A 22,745-nucleotide genomic window follows, 5' to 3' on the forward strand; every position below is an offset into this window, starting at 1 on the left:
CAGCCAAACTACCTGTGGCAATCGAATTAATACTGTTGTTGCAGACTGCCACCTGGATCACGCCGTTGTGGGGTTGCAGGCTCTGGTAACCATTGTTGAATTGCCGTAATCAGATCGTCGATTGGGTTGCTGCGCCAAACCACCGCATGCCCATTGACATAGGCGCTGGGCGTGCCAGCCAGGCCATTGGCAATTTGCCAACGACTAAATGCCACGATTTCACGGCCAAAATCGGGGCGTTGAAAACAGGCCTCAAAGGCTTGGCGATCGAGCGTGGTTGCTTGCAGCACTTGAGCTTGGGCTTGCTGGCGCGGGTTAGGTGCGGTCAGCCACGTCGCATCACGCATCAAGGCATCGTAGGCTGGCCAAAATTGACCTTGGCTGCCAGCGCAAACGCTCATCACCGTGACATCGACCGACCAAGGCGAAACCTCGGGCATCGCCAACATATGAATGCGCAAGTAGACATCGCCTGAATCGATAAATTGGCTGAGAAAGCCCTTCGATTCCATGGCCAAATGCAGGTCACGGCAATGGCTACAGGTCAAATCGGTATACAAATCGAGCACAATTGGCGCGGTTGGCTTGCCAAGACTCCAATCGGTAGTCGATTCGCGGGTAAATTGGGGAATTGGTGCTGCGACAACCGCAGTTGGTTGGCTGGTTGGAAGCACTGCTGGTGCGGTTTGATCGGGCATGTGCCAAACACTCAGCCCCAACACCAGCACGCTGATCGCAATACTAACCAAACCGCCAACTAAAAAACGGCGTTGACTAGGCACAATCACACGGCTTGTGAGCATGGTGGCCGCCTTACTTCAAGCTTAATAAATAGGCCACCACGTCATCAACCTGTTGCGGCGTTAAGGCATCGCCATAGCCTGCAAACATCAAACCTTGGGCAAAACCATCGACTACAAAACTGTTGGGGTCAACAATTGAGCTATGCAAATATTGACTAGCATCCTGACTCGCCACCCGCGTAGCTGCTCGATCAGCAATTCCAGCCAAGTTTGGGCCTACGGTTTGCGGCTTACCAGCCTCGACCACATGGCAGCTAAGACATGGCGGGCTGCCAGCGATCGCGGTTGTACCATCAAAAATCGCTTTGCCAGCAGCAGCATCGCCAGTGCTTGAACCGCCAGTGCTGGCCACAGGTACGGTCGTTGGAACCCCAGCAAATACGCCTACTTCTGAATCTTTCGCTGCCGAACCACAGGCAACTAAACCAAGTAAAGCCAAGCCTAGCAAGGCATAGCGCCCACGCAAAAGAATTGTCATGCTCGGAACACTCCCAAACTCAAAAACCCTCACCATGCAGCGCACGATGAGATCACAAAAACATTAATTGTGGGTTGAGTTGGGTTTAGCGCGGAGGGGGAGTGGTCAATTGAAGTTGAAACGAATTGAAGGGGCGTTGAATCAGCCAATTCAAACGGCGCAAGCTACGCAACGCGATGACAGCAATTGGCCAAAAAGCAACCATCGCAAACATTGCCACCAAGCTCGTGCCCATACCGGTTTGGGCTAGACCGCTTGGCGTGCCACTTGGAGTTGAATTGTGCTGAGTTGTGAGTTCGCAGACAAACATGCTGGCTTGATGCGCCGCTGGCATCGTTGACATTGGTTGGTGTTGCAGCAGACAGTGAATCACACATCCCAATGGGCACACCAAAGCAAGCTGGATAAGCATTGCCCAACTTAAAAGAGTGCGCCACGATAGCGTTATGCGTTTTTTCTGGTACCACCCACGCATACAGATTTGCTTCCGCCTGATGTTGCCGCCGAATTGAGCGCTATCTTAACACAGTTTAAGCGGCTTGCGATCAGGTGTTAACTTGATTCAGGCCGACAGATCACAGCCATTGCTCTGTTGCTTGCGTTGATTGTTAATAGCCTTCAATTGAAATTTAGGGGGTGCAGGGGGATGAAAACACCCTGCGTTTCCCTCCAGCGGAGGGACGGAAGGGTGGCGAAACGAAACTAAGAGAGCCGAATATTGGACAGAATGCTAGCTTTTGTTTTAGCCCAAGCAAGGTATCATGGTTGCTGGCATTATTCAGAGTGAGGTATCGCCGATGCGCATTTTATATTTAGGTACACCTGAGATTGCGGTTGCGCCGCTTGAGTTGTTGCATGCTAGCGGCCATGAGATTGTCGGCGTGGTAACCCAGCCTGATCGTCCGGCTGGGCGCAAAAATGTCTTAACTGCGCCGCCAGTCAAACTTGCCGCTGAACGCTTGGGCATTCCGGTTTTTCAACCAGAAACCCTCAAAGATCCGGCTGCGGTTGAGCGTTTACGGGCTTTCGAGCCTGAAGTTGGAGTAGTGGCAGCCTATGGCGAAATTTTGCGCAAACATGTATTGCAGATTCCAGCACTGGGCTATTTGAATATTCACCCGTCGATTTTGCCGCTGTATCGTGGGCCAGCCCCCGTGACTGGGGCGATTTTGGCAGGCGACGACTTGGTTGGGGTTTCAATCATCAAGCTAACGGCCAAAATGGATGCTGGGCCAATTCTTGGACAGGTGGTGATGCCGTTGGCCAAAACTGCCCGCGCAGGCGAATGGACTGCTCAACTGATGCGCCAAGGCGGTGAGTTGTTGGCTCAAGTGTTGCCAGCCTATGCTGCGGGCCAAATTCAAGCCCAAATTCAGGATGATAGCCAAGCGACTTATACCCAAATGATCAGCAAAAACGATGGTTTGATCGATTGGAATTTGCCTGCGCTGGTGATCGAACGCATGACCCGCGCTTATGATCCATGGCCTGGCACTGCGGTTAAACTCAACGATCAGCCGTTTAAAATTCTACGAGCCAAAGCTCATACCAGTTGGAGTGGCAACGCTCAACCAGGCATGTTGATCGAGCAGCAAGGCCAGGTTTTAGTGGCGACTGGCAGCGGAGCATTGGAATTACTCGAAGTTCAGCCAGCAGGCAAGCGCCCCATGGCCGCCAGCGATTGGCGACGTGGAGCCAAAGATATCGAGCATCTATAAGCTTCTTGTAGATTAACGCAGCGACGTAGAAAGCACGAGGCTATAGGCAGAAGGCTATGGGCTAGCGGAACGCATTGGGGGATTCCAATGATTTCAATCGCCAAAAGCCTATAGCCCTGATTTCATGCGCTTCGTGTCCTTCGTGGTCACAAACAAACTAATCCTCGGCAATCGGCTGCCAGCGATAAGCATCACCCTCGGGCACAACATAGCCAAAACTTGGGGTTGGAAAATGACATGGCGCAACTAAGGTTTTGCCATCGCTGACCTGCTGCAAAACTTCTAATCGTGTGGTATGTGCCCGCTCTTTATCGACATCCAACCCTGTCGCAAAACTTGGATGAAACATTTGAATTGGGTTGAAAAAGATATCGCCAGCAATCAACACTCGTTCGCCAGTGCCATGATCGATCAACAAACCAGTATGGCCCGGGCTATGGCCTGGGGTGAACCAGGTCGTGATACCTTCAGCCAATTCAAAATCAGCCTCGAAAAAATGCAAATAGCCCTGCTCGTTTAGCCACAAAACTTGCTCTTGCAAGTAGCCAGCGCGTTCGGAATTATGGGTTTGCATAAATTCAATCAGGCCTTGTTCGGCTTGGTGGGCCAGATAGCGGGCATTGGGGAAACGCGGTTGCAATTTGCCATCAACATAATGGGTATTCAAGCCAACATGATCGACATGCAGATGGGTTAAGAACACGGTATCAATCGCTGCATAATCAACTCCCATCAAGCTTAATTGGGCCTCAAGCTGTTGGCTGCTGATTGGCTGGGTTGGTGGTGGGGCTTTGCCCAAACCTGTATCAACCAAAATCGTGCGTCCAGCTTGTTGAATCAGATAGCAATGCACCCTCCCCAGCAAGGTTTCAGCATTGTAAAACGAGCTGGAATAGGTCTCGCGAACCGGATTCCAAATCTCATCGGTCACAGTCAGCATCGGCCATGGCGTGGTTACATCGACAATTGCCGTGATCGTGGTAGGCCCAAGTTGAATTGTGCGATGTTGAAGCGCTGTTAACATTCATAGCTCCTTTTGTTTTTGTGTATGCTATACTTGTTGAATATGTTGAATCGGCGTTCAACTTGATTATATTGAACCATAGTTCAATTTGTCAAGAGGTAATTAAACGATGACTGATGATTTAAAATCTCCAAAAAAACACTCGGCACAACGAGCTGATGCCCAACAAAACCATGGCCGAATTATGGCAGCAGCCAAAGCACGGTTTGCCAGCGATGGGCCAAGCGCCGCCATGGATACAATTGCGCGTGATGCAGGCGTAGCGGTTGGTACGCTCTACCATCATTTTGGCTCCAAAGAAGGCCTTTTAAATTTGGTGATTCAGGAGCATTTTCAGGTGGTGACCGATTTTCTGGCTAGCTTGCAAGATTCGGCAGACCCTTGGTGGGCGGTTGAGCAGGTGGTGCGGGGTATGGCGAAACGCCAAATCAAAGATCGGGCCTTTAAAACCATGATTCACCAACATAGCAATTTAATCGAAACCACCAGCCAAGCCAAACGTGGCATCGATCCGGCAATTCAGGCCTTGATTGATCGTGCTCAAGCGACTGGATTAGTGCGGCCAGATTTACGGGCTGGCGATTTATCGGCCTTGTTGGCGGGCCTGCCAATCGGCGAAGATCAAGCTGAGCAACGCGAACGCTACCTCTTGATCGTGTTGCAAGGCATCAAAAGCGAAAACGCATAAGCATGTATAATGGGGCGGGCAGACTCCATTTGGCGAGTTTGCCATTGAATTTGCTTGCTCAACAACGCATGAAGGAGCGTTTTCAATGCAATACGGCACAAAATTAGCCGAAGGTAAAACCAAGATTATCTATGCTCACCCTGAAGACCAAAGCTTGGCCTATATGGTCCAAAAGGATTCGATTAGCGCTGGCGATGGGGCACGACGCAATGAAATCGACGGAAAAGGCGCGATCAGCGGTCGCACCTCGGCTAATGTCTTTGCCTTGCTCAACCGCAGTGGCGTGCGCACCCACTATCAATCCGACCCTGAACCGGGGGTGATGCTGGTTGAACGTTGTGACATGTTGCCCTTGGAAGTGGTCATGCGCCGTTTGGCAACTGGCTCATATTGCCGCCGCCACCCTGAAACGCCCGAAGGCACCCGTTTTAGCCCGCCATTGGTTGAGTTTTTCTACAAAGACGATGCCAACCACGATCCCCAAATTTACTTGGAAGGGATTGTTGCAAAGGGCTTGGCGACCGCCGAGGAAGTCAGTTTTATTGAGCAAGAAGGCACGCGGGTGTTTGAGTTGCTTGAACAAACCTGGGCCGAACGTGGTGTGCAATTGGTTGATCTCAAGATCGAATTTGGCCGTACTGCTGATGGTAGCCTGATCGTCGCCGATATGATCGACAACGATTCATGGCGTTTGTGGCCCGATGGCGATAAGAGCAAAATGCTCGATAAGCAAATTTATCGCAATTTGCAAACCGTCACCGAGGAAGCGTTGCAAAACCTCAAAGCCAAATACGAGGAAGTACGCGATATTACCGAGAGCTTCCGCTAAATTAGTGCTTGTTACTGCACCGCGTTCCATTATTTGGAGCGCGGTTTTGCTTTAAGAGAGAAACTGCAAGGGTCGGCGAGCGGCGGCAATTCCAGCTTGCACAATGCGCTGAGCAACTTCAACCCGATAGCGCCAATGCTCGATCTGGCTATCGTAGTGTTCGGCTTGGCTTTGCTGAGCTTGCTCATCGGCAGCTTGGGTTTGAAATTGGTCGGGGATCTCCCAATCGAGGCCATCAACTTCGCAATAATTTAGCTTGAAGCCGCCGCGATGCAGCAAAACTGGCCATTCTGCATCAGTGCCTAGCGCATCAAGCGGCGGGCTATTGGCCAAAATAAAATGCGCAGCAACTGGCGTGAAGCCGCGGGCACCAGCGCTAATATCCATCGGCATTCCAAGGAAAAACGAGGCCATCGTATTACTGGTACGCTCAGTTTCGATCAAGGCGCGGGCGTGGGTGGCGTAAGCTTGCCAAGTACGGCCAATAATTAAACAATGGGTTTGCGAACGTTGAGCGATGCTGGTTAATTCACTGGGTCGAGTTTCGATCCAGCGCAATGCACGGTCAAAATCAATTGCATGAATATAGTTTGGTTGGGTTTTGAGTGCTTCGGCTAAAGCCAAGTGGCGGCCTTGAAACCATTCAGTGGTTGGCACGGCCTTAACATTCGGCAGTTGGTTGAGGCTTTGAAGCAATTGAGCATCAATCGTGGGCGGCGTGGTGATCACAATTGCTCGATACAATTGGTTTAATTGGGGCAAGAGCCGCTCAAAACGGGCTAATTCGCCGCGTGGCTGCCAAGCTGAGGCTAAAACTAAGCTCATCGTTGCCCTTCACTCAAGCGCAAATCGACCAACGTAAGTTGCACCGAACTGCGTCCATTCCATTCATTGATGCCCACAGTATAAACGATATCGATTTGCGAGCCATTATGTAATTCAGCCAACCAATCACCAAGGTTAAAGCCAATTGCGGTTTGATAATGGCGACCTTGTTGTAGGCGCAAGCGCAAATGTTGATTTTCAGCACCAACGCCACGCGCCTCGATCACCGTCACGCGGCGGCTGCAAAAGCGGGGCTGTTGGTTTTCCAGCCCAAACGGAGCCATTTTTTCGAGCACGGCCAGCATTTCAAGATTCAGTTGATCAAATGTTGCCTCAGCATCAATTGGCAATTGCGGAACCATCATCGCATCAGTAATCTGTTGATTGGCGATTGCTTGCAAGCGTTGTTCTAGCTCTGGAATATGCTCATTGGCGATCGTAAAGCCAGCGGCGGCGGCATGGCCACCATATTTTTCAAACAAATCGGCACATTCAGCCAAGGCATTGACAATATTAAAGCCTGGGATCGAACGAGCGCTACCCCGACTACGATCTTCTTCTTTGCCCATCACCAGCACAGGCCGCGCAAATTCTTCGGCCAATTTGCCTGCTGCCAAGCCCACCACCCCGTGATGAAAATCCTCGCCCACAATTACCAAAATGCGCTGATCAAGCTGGCCGCTGTTTTGGGCTAATTCGCGGGCGGCCTGCTGCACATCACGGGTCAGGGCTTGACGCTCAATATTGGTGCTATTTAATTGGTCGGCAAATCCATCAGCTTGGGCTTGATCGGGAGCCAGCAACAAACTATAGGCAATTCGCGCATCGACCAAGCGGCCAGCGGCGTTAATGCGTGGCGAAAGCCGAAACCCAACGCTACTCGCATCAATTTTGCCTTGCTCAACCGCCGCCACTCGCAACAAAGCCTTCAAGCCTGGACGTTGGCTTTCGTTCATGGCCTGCAAACCAAAATGCACCAACACTCGATTTTCGCCAGTTAAGGGCATCATATCGGCGATTGTGCCCAGCGCTACCACATCGAGAATGTCGCGTGCTCGTAAATTGTTAGGCTGAATGCCGGCCCGCCACAGCGCTTCATACAATTTAAAGGCCACGCCAACCCCGCACAACCCTTTGAAGGGATAGGCACAATCGCTGCGTTTAGGGTCAACCACGGCATAAGCGGGTGGTAAATTGGCTGGCGGTTGGTGGTGATCAAGCACAATCGTATCGAAGCCCAGCTCGTTGGCTCGGCTAATCTCGGCAATATTGCTAATGCCACAATCGACCGTCACAAGCAGATCAAGCCCTTCTTGATGCAATTTTTCGATTGCAGCCAAATTCAGGCCATAGCCCTCACCCTCACGCTTGGGAATGTAGGGACGCACTGGTAAATCAAAGGCTTTGAACAATTGCATCAACAGGGTAACCCCAGTCACGCCGTCGGTATCGAAATCGCCATAGACTACGACTCGTTGCTTTTGTTCAACTGCATGCTTAATCCGTTCGACCGCTCGATCCATATCGCGCAGCAAAAAAGGATCGTGGCGCTGTTTCCAATCGATATTGAGAAATTGCTCAACCGCTGCTGCATCGCGCCAACCACGATTCCATAAAATAGCTGCCAGCAATGGATGATACTCGCCGAGGCTGCGAAGTTGGCTGGGCGAGGCCGATGTTGGCAATTGCCAATGGCGCATAACACGTTGGTTGAGCATAAAATCCCTCACGAGCTGGATTAGTTTGGCGATTGTAGAGATAAGCAGGCTAATCGTCAAATTGGATTGGCTGAATACTTAAATTATAGAGCCATAAGCAAGCGATTTTTGGCATGCCAAAACGCCGATTAATCGGCGTTTTGGGTTGATTGCATGCCCTCACCCCCTAGCCCCCTCTCCCGCCAGCGAGGCGAGGGGGAACGGTTGAAGGGTGGAACTCCCCTCGCCCGCCGTAGTGGGAGAGGGGTTGGGGTGAGGACATGTAGATTATTCAGCATCGACAAAACCAATTATTGCCCAACCTTTAGCGGGCAGGAATTGGCCGAAATTGATTTGGGGCTGCGTTACTTGGCATTGCCCGCATAGGCAAGCCTATTTCAGTGGCTAATTGCTGGCGTAACCCAGTTGGTTGGCTGAAATTAGCGCTGGTGGTGATTGAGGCAATGTTGTTATATTCAAAATTGAAGGCTTCGTGCAACTCCAAGACTGCGCCATAACTAGTCGCAGCATTGTAGGCATCGGCCTGAACATACAACTTGGTTTGGGCCGCGATTCGATTAGCCCACTCGCTGCGCCGCGCTGAATAATATTGATCATAGGGACGAAGGGTGATCGATTGGCCTGGTTCCAGCGTTTGAGTCACGCCCCAAACAATGCCTTGGCTGGCAACATCCCACCATTGTTGGTTGACATGGCTGGGCGCTGGATTAGGCGCGATATACAAATCGACCCAAAATGCTTCGCTCGACGCACAATTACCTTGATTGGTGACTGTCACAACCAATTGCTGGTCAACCGTGATGCTGCTTACCTGCAAATCGGCATAGCAATAGCCCAACACCAACGGCAAGAAGTTTTGGCTTGTGCCAATAAATGGCGTACCAGTCGCGGTTGGCGTATTGCTCACGGTTGCCGTTGCTGTACTGGTTGGCGTGTTGCTTGGTGTAGCTGTCGCCGTACTGGTTGCAGTTGCTGTCGCCGTGTTGGTAGTTGTTGCCGTTGCCGTACTGGTTGGTGTATTTGTTGGAGTAGCTGTCGCCGTGTTCGTAGCTGTTGGCGTAGAGGTGGTGGTTGGCGTAGAGGTTGCAGCACTTGGCAGACAGCCAGCCACCACAATATCATCAACATTCCAACCAGGAGCGCTCACTAAACTGTCGCTACCTATGCGGAAGCGTAACCAGACGGTTTGGCCTGCCAACGCAGTTAAATCGGCAGTTTCTTCAATATAAAATGGGTAATCGCCGCTTAATCCAACGAACGCGGATTGGCCTGCTAAAGGATTATCGCTTTCATCGGTTAGTATGCCATCGTAGCCCGAGCTAGTAAAGAAACTACCAAGATCGTTAAAGGTTACACCATCGGTGCTATACTCAACCACCCCACCATCATAATAAATATCCAATGGCGTGTTGTGGCGTTTAGTTGAGCGTTCAGGCATTGGGGTTGGTTCGCCGCCGCCACCACCAGGCTCAAATTCAAAGCTATAGTTATGGTTGAAATATAGGGTTATATCGCTTGCGCCTGCTGGAATTGTGATACCTGCCATGGTTGTTAGCCGTTGATCACTAATCGTCTCAGGATTATCGGCATGCCACGAAAGGCTTGGGCTATTGAAACTACTGCTATCCAAGCTCCAAGTTGGGCCTGTGCCGCTCACATTCCACAGTGGTGTGCTGCTTACGCTATCGCTGAACAATACTTGCAGATTGCTGCCCGGCACACATTCACTCGGCGAAATTGTTGGTGTAACTGGCAAGGCCGTATTACTTGGCGTGGCCGTGGCTGTATTCGTCGGTGTATTGCTTGGTGTATTCGTCGCCGTATTGCTTGGTGTATTCGTCGGTGTATTCGTCGGTGTATTCGTCGGTGTATTCGTCGCGGTCGGGGTAGCTGTTGCTGGGGGCGCAACCCAACATTGCGAAAACTCCGAGGTTTCGTTGGTATTGACGTTCGTCGCTAAAATCGTGATATTTGGGGCTGGACTTGGAAACAGCTTGGTAAATACGCTATTTCCAATAGCATCGGTCGTGAAAAAATCGCTTTCTAAGAATTGTTGACCCTCACCATAGCCCGAAGCATCACAGGTGGTATTGCTATAAAAGGCCATGCGAAATTCTTGGCTGGCTGTGCTGTTGAATGTCGCTTGAATCGTCACCGTTGTGCCGTTATCAACGACACTGGTTACCACAGGATAATTTTGGGTGCTGTTCGGCCCCGCATCGAGATCATCAAGATCGTTAGCAGTCGGCCCATCATTGTTAATATCAATGCCTAAATCAGCATTGAAAGCAATGATATTTTCGCTAAATAAGCCTTCGCCGCCGATTTTGATGTTGCTAGGAGCCATTGCGCTCAATTCGAGCAGCGCAATGCCGTCGCCTTGGTTGCCAAGCGGACTATCGTCGAGCGCTACGCCGATGCGATTGCCTTGCACTGCAACGTTAGTAGGATCGAAAACGAAATTCACCCCATTGCCGTTATTGCCACTAATTAGGTTACCCTCGGCATCATCGGCAGTTTCGTCGCCATCAGTGCCCAGCACTAAGCCAGCAACTTCATTTTGAATTTGTACCCCAGCCCCATTTGGCCGAGCTACTAAACCAGTAATATTTGTACCAATATAGTTACCGCTGATGATCGTATCGGTGATTGGCTGATCACCACCACCCACGCCAATTCCCAAATCGCTATTGCCGCTAATGATGTTGCGTTCTAAGCTATCGCTTGTCGTATCGCCATTGGTGCCGATGCGCGTGCCACTTGGGCCAAAGCGTAAAACCACCCCGCGCTGATTGCCAATTGCGGTTGAGCCAGTTGGATCAAGCCCGATAATATTGCCAGCGATGACATTATCGGTTGGGAAGCCGCTAGAGCCACCGCTAAATTCGGCGATTTGCACGCCCTCAGCGCTATTGCCACTGATCACGTTACCTTCGACTGCATCGCGCACACCATCACCATCGGTTCCAATGATCGTTTCGTTGGTATTGGCGCTAATTTGGATGCCTGTTTCGTTGGCGGCGGCGGCGGTTCCGGCTACATTCAAGCCAATATAGTTGCCACTAATTTGATTATTTGATGAGCCAGCAATATAAATTCCTAAGGTATTGCCACTGATGATATTGCGTTCGAAGGCATCACTTACGCCATCGCTGTTGGTACCAATGGTGACATTGCCGATTGTCGGCCCAAAAAATTCAATGCCAGTGCGATTGCTGCGAGCAATATTGCCATCGCTAGCAACCCCCAAATAGTTACCAGAGATCCGGCTATTTGCACCACCAGAGAATGAAATGCCATTGAAGGTTTGGCCAGCAATGATATTGCCTTCGAGCGCATCATTGCTGCCATCGCCATTGGTGCCAATGATCGCTTGGCTACTGTTTGGATAGAGCAAAATGCCCATATTGTTGCCGTTGGCGGTTTGACCATCAGGTTCAAGACCGATAATATTTTGGGTCAGCCAAACATTATTGCCTTTAACGTTAATCCCAATCCATGTAAAAAAGCTTGGGCTACGAGCAGCATTCAAAACTAGGCCACGAATGACCGAGCCATCAGCTTCAGCCAGCAGAATTTCAGTATCAGTAAATCCCACAGGATCGCTCAAGCCTGAACCATCGATCTCAACCATTAAACTCATTGGCCATGTGCTGCAATCGCTGTCTGCCTGGCTACAGCCGTCGATTTGAATTTGAGTTTGCAAGGCTGGTAGTTCGCTGGTAAGGGCGATGGTTTTAACACCCGCACCTGGAATGGCAAAATTAATCGTGTCGGCAGCGGCATTAGCATTCGCCGCGTTAATTGCCTCGCGCAAGCTACAATCTTGCTTACCCGTTCCCGTGCCAAGCGGATCACACGCGCCATCGTCAGTATCAGCAACTGTATTGACCACAAAAGTTGCCGCTGGAACAAAGGGTTTAGGCTGCGCCACAAGTTTTGGCGCTGCTGGCGGCGAATTCAAGGCTCGCAAACGTTGAATAGTTAGCGGTATTTCGCGCTGGGCAGCAGCTTGATTTAAGGCCGCAGCCCGTTGGATGACTGTTTGATCAAGCGCTTGTTTGGTATTTGGTGATACTGCCCGTTGGGCAGCGACCGGACGATTGAGCAGTGCCCCAGTCACAATCAATAAACCGACCATTCCTAATGAAAGCAAACGAGTAAAACGTAGTGAAAATGCATGCTTCATAAGCCTACCTCAAACATCAGCATCGACGACCTCACACAAAACACATCGTTGGAATTAGCCTTGGGTGAACATTACCAAACATGCAACAACGAACACCAAATGCTGATGCTTGGTGTTCGTTGTGGTGCTGCGCTCAGGATTGCGGACAATGCCAGTGATTAATCATCAATTGGGTTTATGTTAGGCCTGGTTGTGATGATTAATTAGCTTAAACTATTGCCACAAATCAGCTTGTTTGGCCATGATAATGCTCATAACCTTGTAGGTGAGCTTGGCACTAACAAAATTTGGCGAATGTAAATTTTCAATTGGTGCTAATTCCATTATATCAAAGGCCACGACCTTAGCCGATTCTTGCACTAGAATACGGGTAATTTCGAGCACTTCACGCCATGTCAGGCCATCGGGTTCGGGCGTGCCAGTCGCTGGGACTAAGCCAACATCCAAACCATCAATATCAATTGTGAAATAGACTTGCTTGCCACGTACAAAATCGCGCAAGGCTTGTAAATGCAACCCATCATGCACATTTTCACTATAAAAAGTCGTAATCCGTGGGTTAGTTTTGATCATGTGGGCTTCGCTGATATCCAATGATCGAATACCCAATTGCAACAAATCGCCAGCGCCAACATCGAGAATTCGGTGCATGGCACACGCGTGGGAGTGCTTGCTGCCCTCATATTGATCGCGCAAATCGGCGTGAGCATCAATTTGCACCGTCACGAAATCGCCATGGACCGCGTGGAGGCCTTGCGCGACCGCGCCAGAAACTGAATGTTCGCCGCCCAGCACACACACCAATTTACCCAACCGCGCGGTTGATTCAACTGCTTTGGCGATGCTTTGCATGGCACTATCAGGATCTTGATCGTTGACCTCAACGCTGGGCAAGGTATGCACGCCCCAGTTTTTGGCTGGCTCAGTATCGAATTCACGATCATAAAATTCGACCTGTTGCGAAGCCTCGATAATTGCCGTTGGCCCATTGACTGTGCCACCACCATAACTCACAGTAGCCTCAAAGGGGATAGGCAAAACCACCACTTTGCTGGTCTCCAGCGTGCTATACTGCTGATCTAAGCCCAAAAAGTTATCGGGAGTAGTATGGGTCATCGTGTTCCTCATTCCACAAAAGTACTATTAAGAACCATAAAGAGAACCATAGAAGCCAACCGCAGAAACGGGTATAATCACCATTGTACGAGACAAACGGGCGCTGACGATCAGCAATTTAGTCAATAACGAGGATACCAATGAGCGTCGAACATGCATTAGCCGATTTTCTAGAAGCCAATCTTGGGCGCTTCGCCAAACACACTGGTGAGTTGCTGCGCCAAATTCCCAATTCGCCCTATCCTAAGCTCTCGGACGCAGAGTTGATTCCCCGCATGCAAAAACCGTTTGTAGCGACAATTTCGGCTTTGCGCGGCGATTTACAAGCGTTGATCGATTTTTCTCGCCAATCGATCAAGCCTGTCGTCGATAATCCCAACGCCAGCAGCGACATTGTGGCCCAAATTGGCGAGGCGATTTATAGCACGCTCAAAGTTGCTGCCCGCGAATGTTTCGCTGATGACGAATTGAATTATGCGATGGCCTTGGCCGCCGCTGCTGAAGTGACCTTTATCTCAAATAAAAATAGCTACCAAGCCTTTGTCGATATTCGCGAAGAACGGATTCGCGAACGCGAAGAAACCTTGCAGCAAATGACCAACGAATTGGATCAAGCCAATGCGGCTTTGCGCGAACTAGCAGCACCAATCGCGCCAATTCACGATAATATTTTGGTCTTGCCATTGGTTGGCTCGATCGATACCAATCGCGCTCAAATGCTGACCGAAGATTTGCTTGAGCAAATTGTGGCACGCCAATCGGATATTGTGATTATGGATATTACCGGTGTGCCAATTGTTGATACCAATATCGCCAATTATTTGGTGCAAACCACCAAGGCCGTTAGTTTGTTGGGTGCACAAGTGATTTTGGTCGGCATCAGCGCCGAAGTTGCCCAAACAATTGTTGGTCTCGAAATCGATTTACGCCAATTGTCGGTTCGCGCCAATTTACAAGATGGCATCGAATATGCGCTCGAACAAGTTGGGCTGGGCATTCGCCCATTGCAAGAGCAACGGCGTGGCTAAACTCAATTGGCATGATCCACGCCCAATAATTTTGCTGGATATTGATGGAGTGATCAATATGTTTGGGCGTTTGGGGCGCGAACAACAGCAAATTCCGCCGGGGATTCCGGTGCAATATCCGCCCCAAATTCATGCTTCGATCGCACGTTTGGCCAAAATCGGCCAATTAATCTGGTGTTCGACCTGGCTGCAACTCGCCAATACTGGCTTACATAGCGATCTTGGTTTACCAGAATTACCCTTGATCGAGCCATTGCCCGAAAATCCGACTGCGATTTTGTGGAAGCTCAACAGCGTTGCCAAGCATCTAGCCGATTGGCAAACCCCGATCTTTTGGATCGAAGATGGCTTTCGGCCTCAAGTGCATACTTGGGCGCAGCAACGCAGCAAGCAAGGCCGTTTTACTCAATTAATCGATGTGCGCGAAACTGGCTTAGTGCCCCAAGTTGTCGATCAACTCGAACGGACGCTGGCTCATTTCGCGGTTTGAGGAAACCAAACGATTCATGTTGACCCATCTTGATGAGCAAGGCCGAGCGCATATGGTTGACGTTGGTGACAAAGCGGTTAGCCAACGCCAAGCCCAAGCCCAAGCCGATGTGCGCATGCAGCCAACGACATTAACGCTTTTGCTGGCCGGAGAATTGCCCAAAGGCGATGTTTTGGCAACCGCCCGCATCGCTGGAATTATGGCAGCCAAACGCACTGCCGATTTAATTCCTTTGTGTCATCCACTCCCACTAAGTGCTGTGGCGATTGAGATCGAGGCGCATCCTGAGCAATCGCTACTTCGTATCATCAGCACGGTGCGTTGCACAGGCCGCACTGGCGTAGAAATGGAGGCGCTGATGGCAGCATCAGTCGCAGCCTTGACCATTTACGATATGGCCAAAGCTGTTGATCGTGCTATGGTGATCGAGCAGGTTTTTGTTCGGAATAAAACGGGCGGCGCACGGGGCGATTTCCAGCATCCCCTAACTCCGCTTGATACCTCAGAGTAAGCTTTGATGATCGAGCGTGTAGAGCCTCGCCTGAGACCTACGTTTGTCCCAACGATGTGGCAGAATGGTCATGAAAGGTTGTCTCTATGCGTGCAATTGTTTTTAGTGGTGGAGCCAATCGTGGCTCACTCCAAGCCGGAGCAGCCCTTGCGCTGCTCGAAGCCGGCATTATCCCCGATTTAGTCGTTGGTTCCTCAGTTGGTTCAATTAATGGGGCAGTTTTAGCCTGTCATCCCAGTTTAGCTGGCATTCAACGCATCGCCCAGCGCTGGAAAAGCGTCAAGCGTGAGGATATTTTTCCTGGTGGCTCGTTGCGTTCGGCTTGGCGCGTAGTGCGGGGACGTGGCTCGCTGCACCATAATCATGGCTTGCGGCGCTTTATTCTCTCGTTGCTACCCCCCAATATTCGCCGCTTCAGCGATTTAGCAATTCCCTTTTTTGTCACGGCTACCAACTATCGCACTGGTGATATGCATTTGTTTGGCGATGATCCACGTGAGCGCTTGGTTGATGCTTTGATGGCCAGCGCTGCCGTGCCGCCCTATTTGCCTGCTTATCATTATCGCGGTGAAACCTACCTTGATGGTGGTTTTGTCTCGAATTTGCCAATTGGCGTGGCCTTGCAACAAGGGGCTAGCGAAATTTGGGCTTTGGAAATTGGGCTTGATGCAGCTGCAACCGTGCCGCCATTTGGCATGCGTGGCTCGTTGACCCGCACGTTTGATGCCTTAATGCGTCGTCAAATGGCTCATGAACGCGAATTAGTTCGCTTGGCGGCTAAGGCTGGAGTTAAAGTGCATCATATTCAAATGTTGCATTACAGTGGGCTTGATGTGCGCGATTTTCGCTATAGTAGCCAATTAATGGATTTGGGCTATCAAAGTGCCAAAACTTACCTGAGCGAACAAAACCAACTAGCACCAGTTGCAGCGCCAATCGAGCCAGCTCGGCGTAGTAAAGTTGAGGCGGCCTTACGTACCAGCATCGCGGCTCAAGCTCAATTAGCCCGTTTGCGCTTTGGCATCTTGCGCGGAATGTTGCGCCGCCAAGGCTTACCTCAGGATTCAGTTATTCCACCAAGTTAAATTATTGCTGAACTTTTTGCTGATTGGGCGTAGTTGGTTGCTACGCCCAATTGTCGTTAAGCGGCACTGCGTGAACCACGCCCACGAATTGCCCAAACAACGTTAGCAATCATTCCATAGGAGATGTAGCTGAGGGGTAAAACATACAAAAATTGGCTTGGTCGCGCAAGTGCCAACACAAAGATCACGATAAAAGCGATCCGAATTGGCAAGAACGTTTCAAAGGCAATTTGCTCAACACTTGGGAAACGCAAGGTACTAATCATCAAGAAGCCGGTAAAGCCAATTAATGCTGTGGCCACATACGGGTTGAGTGCACCAGTGTAGAGTGCCAACGAAGCTGCGGTCATACCCGCCATCGGAATTGGCATGCCTACAAAAAAGCGCTTGTCCGAGGTGGTAATCAAATTGTAGCGAGCTAAACGGCCAGCGCCACAACATACAAAAATGCCCGCAGCAATTGTGCCAATCCAGCCCACCTCGCGCAAAGATATTTGGTAAATCAGCAAGGCTGGAGCAGTACCGAAGGAAACTACATCGGCCAGCGAATCCAATTCCTTGCCAAACTCGCCACTTACGCCCAACATCCGCGCGGCGCGACCATCGAGTGTATCAAAACTTGCAGCCAAACAAATGAGCACAGCGGCTTTGAAGGCCTGACCATCAACAGCAGCGATAACTGCTAAAAAGCCGCAAAACAGGTTGCCCGACGTAACAAGATTGGGAACCCATGAACGGCGAAATTTCACAGCCATGCTCCAATCTGGGTCAACCCGCCTTTGATGGCCTGACCCTTCTTGACAAAGATGTTGATCGAGCCGCTTGGCACCAGAATATCGGTACGTGAGCCAAATTTAATTAAGCCAAAGCGTTCGCCTGCGCCTAATTCTTCGCCAACCACTGGCCATGTGATAATTCGACGGGCTACCAATCCGGCAATTTGGCTAATCAAAACAGGGCCATGTTCAGTTTCTAGCCCAAGATAGGCCCGTTCATTGACGATATCAGCTTCGCCATCCCAAGCTGCGCGAAATTCGCCCTGAACATAATCGCGATATTGGACAGTGCCAGCGCAAGGGGTACGATTGATATGCACATCAAACACTGATAAGAAGGTAACGATTCGCGTGGCCTTGCCGCCAATAAAGCGTGGCTCATCGACCTCATCGATCATCGTAATGTGACCATCGGCGGCAGCATATAAAATTGAACTATCGGCTGGGCATTCGCGGTCGGGATCGCGGAAGAAATAGCTGGTAAACGCAGTGAGCGCTAGGGGTAAGATCGCTGCCTTGCGACTAAATAACGCTGTCAGGGCGGTCAAACCCAAGCCGGCCCCGATGAAAGGCATGCCTTCGATGGCAATACCCGGCAGTGAACGGCGAACACGAGCGCGGTTAGAAGGCATGAAGCGACTCCTTAAAAAACTATCAAACAGGCCGTAAGTGGCGCTGCAACACGCATGCTTGGATTTGAGGCGTAATTATACCATCGTGCTTTGTTAATTTCGCATTGCGTCAAAAACTCGACAGAGTTGGCTTGATTGCATACAATGCCAATCGCTTGCAAGTCCACATCCAAGGCTTGAACTTAGCACATACGAACCCTGCAAAAAAAGGTTTCAGCGTTTAGCCTGTTGGTGCGAGGATTGCTTGCAACAATTGCACCACAAAGCGCGTCATATCGATAGCAAAACTACACAAGGTTCGGAGGCAAACAATGCAACCACGGTTATTGCGCTCCTATTACGACCGCAAACTTGCTGGCGTATGTGGAGGCTTAGGTGCTTACTTTGAAATTGATTCAACGCTGGTGCGTTTAGTCATGATTTTACTGATCTTTACGGGCTTATCATTTTTGATTTATCCTGTATTGTGGTTGATTATGCCAAGCGAAAAACCTGGGGCTATGCCACCGCCCTTTATGCCGCAGCAGCAGGCGGGCGTTGTGCCGCCCTCACAGCAACCATTCAGTAATGCTAGCTCGCCCTATCGCTATGATCCATTTACCGGCCAGCCAATTGCTGAGCAACCAGAAGCCTATACTGGTACAACCGTCCAAGTCCGACCTGATCAGTATATTCCACCCTATTCGCAGGCTCAGCAACCAGCCCATGCGCCACGTTCAACCCGCAACAACAAGAAGGTTTTGGGCTTATTGCTGCTAGCATTTGGCTTGATTACCTTTATCGATAAATTTGGTGGGGCAGCCGAATTTATTACGCCATTATTGTTGATTGGCTTAGGGGTGATGCTGTTTCGGCGGCGTGGCTAGGAGAGGGAGAAGTTGATTATGACAGTTGCGACAGAACAGGTGCAGCGTCGCTCATTATTCTGGCCCTGTTTGCTGATTGGCCTTGGTTTGCTTGGGGCACTATCAGCAATCAATCTTTTCGATGCCAGTTTATTTGATCTGCTTGATGAGTTCTGGCCAGTCTTGTTGATCGGGGCTGGCCTTGATCTTTTGGTGGCGCGGAATCGACCACGTTTTGGTATTGGCTTGGCAATGATCGTCTTAATGATCATGGGTGCTTATAGCCTAACCTATACTGAACCCAACTATGAAATCTATAGTGAAGCCTTCGCAGCACCGCAAATGGCAAGAGTTGTTGTCAATGAACGTGGCAGCACGCTTGAAATCAAGCCTGAAATCCTCGACGGTCAAACCTCGATTGCTGGAGTTGTGCAAGCAACCAATATTGGTTTGCGTGAACTGAACCCAGATAGCGAACATATCAGCATTGTTTTGGGCCAAGATGAGCCATTTGGTGGTAATAAAGGCCCGCAAACAATTTTGGTTTCCATGAATCATCCAGTTGATTTCGATTGGGATTTGCGCGATGTAACGTTAAATGCTGATTTATCAACCTTGCAAATTGGCAGAGTTGATGCTGAATTAGATGCAGGCTCGGCGGTTATTAGCTTGGCTGAGCGTGGTGAATATCATTTCAATATCGATGCCACTACCTTGGAATTAAGCTTGCCACTCAATATTCCAGTGCGAATTCAGCGTGATGATAACGCAACGGCCTTTAATCTCAATCGCGATTTGAATATTCAGCAAGTTGATGATGATCTCTATCGAAGCCCTGATTGGGAAGCTACGCCAGAGGAGTATCGTTTAGATATTTATCTCTCAGGCTCGGCTTCAAGTATCACGATCAAGTAAGCATTGCCTTGCCAACCGAACCAATCCCGCAGCCATGAAGTTTATGACTGCGGGATTTTGAGTTTAGGCTTGGGCTAGTTCAACGTATTCTTGCTTGATAATGTGGTCGGGCTTAACTCCGGCCATCTGCAACAATTCGCTGATAATTTGGGTTTTGCTTTCAGCATCACGCGCCGACCAAGTACGGCTCTTGATTTCCAAATAGGTGCCTTTGGCTGGACCACTGGTGATCATATCGATATTGATTGCAAAATCAACCTCGCCATACATAATCCGCCAGCGGCGGCGATATTTCTCAACTTCAATCACATGATCAGGCGAGAAATATTCACGATAGAAGCGCAACGATCGATCAGCTGGCGCGGTGTAGCGTGCCCGGGAAAGTAAGACTGCCGAGGGCAAATCTTCACGTTCATTGGGCATGGTCAAAGTCAAATTGTATTTTGGTTCGAGCCGCGAGCCATCAACCCGATGATCTTCACGGTAGCGAATCCGCCCACGACTGGGATCATCGAAGCTGAAGTAGGTGTCGTATTGCTTGCGTTCGCTAGCTTTAGTAATTTCGACCGCCTCAGATTCGAGGAAGGCTTCGACGCTACTAGCATCTTCCAAACGCGCCTTGACTTGAACTTCAAAAATTTCGGCTTGTTTGACTCCGCCGATCGCCAGAATTTTATCCAACAGATTGACTTCACGTTGGCTGAGGAATTGATTGATCGTTTCGGCGATCCGCAGGGCATTGCTCCGAACTTCATGTTCATCAAGTGTCAACAATTGACGATCTTGCAGCACAAATGCCCCATCGATCAACACATGGCGTACATCGCCCGAACGCGCTGAGTAGACCAAGTGATTATAGATTGAGTCATTGCTGTAGTTGTAGGCTGGAGCTGGCACGACGTGCAATCCACCCAAATCCACAATTGTGATATCGGCGCGTTTGCCAGCTTCGACACTGCCAACCAAATGATCGAGGTGCACAGCTTTAGCACCCATGCTGGTGGCCATGGCAAAGGCTTGTTTGGCATTGACCACCGTTGGATCACCAGTAACACCTTTGGGCAAGATTGCCGCCAAGTGCACTTCTAACCACAAATCTTGGTCGTCGTTGGAGGCAGGGCCATCGGTGCCAAGCCCAACATTCACGCCAGCTTGCAACATTTCGCCATATTTGGCCACGCCGCTCGCCAGTTTGAGGTTGCTAGTTGGGCAGGGCACGGCTCCAGCGTTATGCTTTTTGAGCAATTGCATATCGCGTTTGTCGATGTGCACACAGTGGGCCGCAATCCCTTTATCGGTGAAGGCATCCAAATCGGCGACATAGGCGATTGGCGATTTATCGACCAGTTGACGAGCCTCTTCGACTTCGCGGGCAGTTTCGCTGAGGTGAGTTACCAGCGGTACATCGAATTCGCGAGCCAATTCGGCGGCAGCGCGATAAATGGTGCTGTTACAGGTATAGGGTGCGTGCGGCGCAATCGCTGGAATCACCCGACCATGATCTTTCCATTGCTCGAAAAAGCGGCGAGTGCGCTCCAAACCTTCGTCGTAAGAGGCGGCATCGGGGGTTGGCCATTTCATCACGGTTTGGCCACAAATTGCCCGCATCCCTGCTTGATCGGCGGCGCGGGCAACTTCTTCCTCGAAATAATACATATCGACGAAGCTTGTAATGCCGCCCTTGATCATTTCGGCACACGAGAGGCGTGTGCCATGGTAGACAAATTCGGGGTTAACAAAGCGACTCTCGACTGGAAACATATAGCCATAGAGCCACACATCCAGCTGCTGATCGGCGACGATGCCGCGCAACAAACTCATTGGAACGTGAGCATGGCCATTGATTAATCCAGGCACAATGGCATGATTGTTACAGTCGATCGTTTGGCTGGCGGTATAGCGTTCGCGCAACTGGCTGCTTGGGCCGACCTCGACGATTGCACCAGCCTGAATTGCCACCCCACCATCACGAATGATCGTGCCTGCTGCGTCCATTGTGACGATGATGCCGTTAAGCAGCAGGGTATCAATTTGTTGTAAAGCCATTTGGCCTCCTTATGTTGCACAAAAGCACAAGCATCATCGCTTGTGCCTTAGATGGCATATTTGAGTCCCGTCTGGCGGGAGGTATTCAGGTCATTGTACCACTGTTTTGGTTAAATGTGGATCAAGCGGCGGCTAAATGTTGGGCAAAGACATATTTAGTTGTGTTAACGAGGGTTTGTGCGCCCATTATAAACGCTTGGGTTTCGTGATAATCGAGCACACTATACAGCTGGGCAATTCGTTGGCGCAAGGCGCTCCGCGCTGCATGCCAATAGCCCCAACCCGTGGCAGTTAGGCGCAAACCACGATCATCACGGGTGATCCATTGTTGCGACAATAATCCGTCGATCGTGCTTTCGGCGCAAATACCCAAATACGGATCAACTGCGATTAATAAATCCGGGCGGGAGATCGGATTATGATGTTTAACAATCGAGCGTAAAATCATGCCTTGAGCTGGACTAATGCCACAGGCATGCCATGCCAACGCCTTAGCATCGGCGCGATAGTTGCTCAGTGCCGTACAAACCATCAAGGCCCGTTCTTCGAAGGTTGCAGCTTTATGAGCGCTAGGCCGTGGCCCATAGGCATACAGCAAATGATCAAGGCAGGCTTGGGTTGGAATCGCCTCGCATAAGCGCTCGCCATATTCAGCCACGGCATGGGCTGCAGCTTCCGGCCAAACATCAAATAATTCTTGAATCAAATCGGCTCGTTCAATTAGATATGCTAAATAATGTGGCCCAGGCTCGTATTTGCCACGTTCAAGCACTAACCAGCCTTTGCGTAAAGCCTTCTCTAACACACTCGCTACAATTAATGGGGTGTAGTAATGTAGGTAATTGACATAACCATGCAGGGTTTGACGTGGATAACGAACAACGGCTTCGATCAGCAACAGATCGCGCCAAGAGCCAAAGGTGCGTTTGCCAAAGTTGTGCCAACGGGGGTGGTCGATCAAGCTGTGGTAGACAGCATGAATGGCGGTGGGCAAAGAGTGTACTGTCATCATCGCGCGGCCTCCTCTGA

General features: G+C 50.3%; 21 protein-coding genes. 9 read left to right on the forward strand and 12 right to left on the reverse strand.

From position 1 onward, the window contains the following. Window positions 1-26 precede the first annotated feature (26 nt). The 3 genes from ABEB26_RS00675 to ABEB26_RS00685 all read right to left on the reverse strand — a co-directional run bounded on the left by ABEB26_RS00675 (window position 27) and on the right by ABEB26_RS00685 (window position 1,624). Window positions 27-803 (reverse strand): DsbA family protein, encoded by a 777-nt coding sequence (locus ABEB26_RS00675; RefSeq protein ID WP_345720013.1) that lies wholly within the window; start codon window positions 801-803, stop codon window positions 27-29. 10 nt (window positions 804-813) lie between these two features. Further along, window positions 814-1,281 carry a c-type cytochrome gene (locus ABEB26_RS00680; protein WP_345720014.1) on the reverse strand — a complete coding sequence of 156 codons (468 nt, stop codon included), beginning with the start codon at window positions 1,279-1,281 and terminating at the stop codon, window positions 814-816. Between the two features lie 85 nt (window positions 1,282-1,366). Continuing rightward, window positions 1,367-1,624 (reverse strand): hypothetical protein, encoded by a 258-nt coding sequence (locus ABEB26_RS00685; protein ID WP_345720015.1) that lies wholly within the window; start codon window positions 1,622-1,624, stop codon window positions 1,367-1,369. A gap of 454 nt (window positions 1,625-2,078) precedes the next feature. Between ABEB26_RS00685 and fmt the strand changes: the two genes are divergently transcribed. Continuing rightward, the gene (fmt, locus tag ABEB26_RS00690) at window positions 2,079-2,999 is read left to right on the forward strand and encodes a methionyl-tRNA formyltransferase (protein WP_345720016.1); all 921 of its coding nucleotides are present in this window, start codon (window positions 2,079-2,081) and stop codon (window positions 2,997-2,999) included. 157 nt (window positions 3,000-3,156) lie between these two features. Here the strand turns inward: fmt and ABEB26_RS00695 are convergent, their stop codons facing one another. Next, the gene (locus tag ABEB26_RS00695; protein ID WP_345720017.1) at window positions 3,157-4,023 is read right to left on the reverse strand and encodes an MBL fold metallo-hydrolase; all 867 of its coding nucleotides are present in this window, start codon (window positions 4,021-4,023) and stop codon (window positions 3,157-3,159) included. A gap of 109 nt (window positions 4,024-4,132) precedes the next feature. On the opposite strand from ABEB26_RS00695, the gene ABEB26_RS00700 reads away from it, so the two are divergent. Then, entirely contained in the window at window positions 4,133-4,711 is a 579-nt protein-coding gene (locus tag ABEB26_RS00700) for a TetR/AcrR family transcriptional regulator (RefSeq protein WP_345720018.1), read from the forward strand. Window positions 4,712-4,796: 85 nt separating this feature from the next. Further along, window positions 4,797-5,540, forward strand: coding sequence for a phosphoribosylaminoimidazolesuccinocarboxamide synthase (locus tag ABEB26_RS00705; RefSeq protein ID WP_345720019.1), 744 nt, complete (start codon window positions 4,797-4,799; stop codon window positions 5,538-5,540). A 51-nt stretch (window positions 5,541-5,591) separates the two neighbouring features. On the opposite strand, the gene ABEB26_RS00710 is transcribed toward ABEB26_RS00705, so the two are convergent. The 4 genes from ABEB26_RS00710 to speB all read right to left on the reverse strand — a co-directional run bounded on the left by ABEB26_RS00710 (window position 5,592) and on the right by speB (window position 13,388). Further along, on the reverse strand, window positions 5,592-6,365 hold the full coding sequence (locus ABEB26_RS00710) for a hypothetical protein (protein ID WP_345720020.1): 774 nt from the start codon (window positions 6,363-6,365) through the stop codon (window positions 5,592-5,594). Next, complete coding sequence (gene recJ / locus ABEB26_RS00715) at window positions 6,362-8,083, reverse strand: single-stranded-DNA-specific exonuclease RecJ (protein ID WP_345720021.1); 1,722 nt, start codon at window positions 8,081-8,083, stop codon at window positions 6,362-6,364. Before recJ ends, ABEB26_RS00710 begins: the two co-directional genes overlap by 4 nt. A gap of 304 nt (window positions 8,084-8,387) precedes the next feature. Further along, window positions 8,388-12,272 carry a CSLREA domain-containing protein gene (locus ABEB26_RS00720; RefSeq protein ID WP_345720022.1) on the reverse strand — a complete coding sequence of 1,295 codons (3,885 nt, stop codon included), beginning with the start codon at window positions 12,270-12,272 and terminating at the stop codon, window positions 8,388-8,390. 213 nt (window positions 12,273-12,485) lie between these two features. Next, window positions 12,486-13,388: an agmatinase gene (gene speB, locus ABEB26_RS00725; RefSeq protein ID WP_345720023.1), complete on the reverse strand. Its 903-nt coding sequence runs from the start codon at window positions 13,386-13,388 to the stop codon at window positions 12,486-12,488. A 140-nt stretch (window positions 13,389-13,528) separates the two neighbouring features. On the opposite strand from speB, the gene ABEB26_RS00730 reads away from it, so the two are divergent. From ABEB26_RS00730 to ABEB26_RS00745, 4 genes are all read left to right on the forward strand, one after another. Next, a complete protein-coding gene (locus ABEB26_RS00730; RefSeq protein WP_345720024.1) occupies window positions 13,529-14,416 on the forward strand; it encodes an STAS domain-containing protein in 888 nt (295 codons plus the stop codon). Further along, window positions 14,409-14,906, forward strand: a complete 498-nt coding sequence (locus ABEB26_RS00735) for a hypothetical protein (RefSeq protein ID WP_345720025.1) — start codon at window positions 14,409-14,411, stop codon at window positions 14,904-14,906. The genes ABEB26_RS00730 and ABEB26_RS00735 overlap by 8 nt, the downstream gene beginning before the upstream one ends. A gap of 16 nt (window positions 14,907-14,922) precedes the next feature. Continuing rightward, window positions 14,923-15,417, forward strand: coding sequence for a cyclic pyranopterin monophosphate synthase MoaC (moaC, locus tag ABEB26_RS00740; RefSeq protein ID WP_345720026.1), 495 nt, complete (start codon window positions 14,923-14,925; stop codon window positions 15,415-15,417). A gap of 86 nt (window positions 15,418-15,503) precedes the next feature. Further along, window positions 15,504-16,502 (forward strand): patatin-like phospholipase family protein, encoded by a 999-nt coding sequence (locus ABEB26_RS00745; protein WP_345720027.1) that lies wholly within the window; start codon window positions 15,504-15,506, stop codon window positions 16,500-16,502. Between the two features lie 56 nt (window positions 16,503-16,558). Here ABEB26_RS00745 and pssA read toward each other — a convergent pair whose 3' ends face one another. Together pssA and ABEB26_RS00755 are read right to left on the reverse strand one after the other, a co-directional pair. Next, window positions 16,559-17,251: a CDP-diacylglycerol--serine O-phosphatidyltransferase gene (gene pssA / locus ABEB26_RS00750; RefSeq protein ID WP_345720028.1), complete on the reverse strand. Its 693-nt coding sequence runs from the start codon at window positions 17,249-17,251 to the stop codon at window positions 16,559-16,561. Beyond that, window positions 17,248-17,910: a phosphatidylserine decarboxylase gene (locus tag ABEB26_RS00755; RefSeq protein WP_345720029.1), complete on the reverse strand. Its 663-nt coding sequence runs from the start codon at window positions 17,908-17,910 to the stop codon at window positions 17,248-17,250. The genes pssA and ABEB26_RS00755 overlap by 4 nt, the downstream gene beginning before the upstream one ends. A 311-nt stretch (window positions 17,911-18,221) precedes the next feature. Here ABEB26_RS00755 and ABEB26_RS00760 point away from each other — a divergent pair, with 311 nt between their 5' ends. Both ABEB26_RS00760 and ABEB26_RS00765 read left to right on the forward strand, forming a co-directional pair. Beyond that, window positions 18,222-18,776, forward strand: coding sequence for a PspC domain-containing protein (locus ABEB26_RS00760; RefSeq protein ID WP_345720030.1), 555 nt, complete (start codon window positions 18,222-18,224; stop codon window positions 18,774-18,776). A gap of 18 nt (window positions 18,777-18,794) precedes the next feature. Next, window positions 18,795-19,670 carry a LiaF transmembrane domain-containing protein gene (locus ABEB26_RS00765; RefSeq protein WP_345720031.1) on the forward strand — a complete coding sequence of 292 codons (876 nt, stop codon included), beginning with the start codon at window positions 18,795-18,797 and terminating at the stop codon, window positions 19,668-19,670. A 63-nt stretch (window positions 19,671-19,733) separates the two neighbouring features. On the opposite strand, the gene ABEB26_RS00770 is transcribed toward ABEB26_RS00765, so the two are convergent. Together ABEB26_RS00770 and ABEB26_RS00775 are read right to left on the reverse strand one after the other, a co-directional pair. Continuing rightward, window positions 19,734-21,716, reverse strand: coding sequence for an amidohydrolase family protein (locus ABEB26_RS00770; RefSeq protein ID WP_345720032.1), 1,983 nt, complete (start codon window positions 21,714-21,716; stop codon window positions 19,734-19,736). 121 nt (window positions 21,717-21,837) lie between these two features. After that, on the reverse strand, window positions 21,838-22,728 hold the full coding sequence (locus tag ABEB26_RS00775) for a hypothetical protein (RefSeq protein ID WP_345720033.1): 891 nt from the start codon (window positions 22,726-22,728) through the stop codon (window positions 21,838-21,840). Between the last annotated feature and the right edge of the window lie 17 nt (window positions 22,729-22,745).

This window comes from Herpetosiphon gulosus (genome assembly GCF_039545135.1).
GTDB lineage: Bacteria > Chloroflexota > Chloroflexia > Chloroflexales > Herpetosiphonaceae > Herpetosiphon > Herpetosiphon gulosus.